The sequence below is a fragment of the Candidatus Symbiopectobacterium sp. NZEC135 genome (assembly GCF_025962695.1).
Window position 1 is genome coordinate 1 of record NZ_JAGFPF010000987.1, and the last position, 798, is coordinate 798.

Sequence of the window (798 nt, forward strand, 5' to 3'; positions counted from 1 at the left end):
TGAAAAACCTGCCCTTTACCCAGGCGTGTTCCAACGATGATGGTGGCTGTCGACCCCAGGGCATTGCCGGGGAGGTTGATCAGTGCTGCGATAGAGAAGGCGATAAAATTGCCCGCGATAACCTCTGTGCCCATTCCGGCGACAAAGCGCTGTGTGATCAACTTGCCCAGATTAAACATCACGGATTCTACGCTGGCAGGAATACCGATGCTTAACACTTCATACAGAATGGTGTAAGTGAAAGGGGCAAAATAGGATTTGAACGGAATGCGCAGTGCACCGTTAAAGCCGTGCATCAACGTGAGGATCACAAACACCGCACCGATATAGCGTGACAGCGTCGTGCCAATACCTGCGCCATAAAACCCCAGACCCTGCCAGGAAAAAATCCCGTATATCAGCACACTACTGATCAGTATGTTGAGGATGTTCATGCCGATGTTGATAAACATCGGCAGCTTGGTATTACCGGCACCGCGCAGCGCCCCACAGCCGACTAACGCAATCGCCATGGCCGGATAGCTCCAGCCAGTTTGCCGTAGGAACACCAGCGCCAACGCTTTAACATGTGGATCGGCGGAACCGGCAATCAGGTCGATAATGGCTTCACCTGCCAGTTCAATCAGCAACACTAACAAAAAGGAGACCAGTACCAGCAAAGACATAGACTGACGCGTTGCAGCGCGGGCCTGTTTGCGATTGCGCTGGCCCAGACTGAATGCCACCACGACTGCTGTGCCCAGCGCGACGGCGGTAAAGAAAGCGATGATGAGCATGTTGAAACTGTCGGCCAGACCC

1 protein-coding gene is annotated in these 798 nt (G+C 53.4%); it reads right to left on the bottom strand.

What is annotated here, in order from left to right:
* Positions 1–798: EmmdR/YeeO family multidrug/toxin efflux MATE transporter (locus J5224_RS31925; RefSeq protein WP_264628977.1), on the bottom strand; the 798-nt coding region annotated here is incomplete at both ends.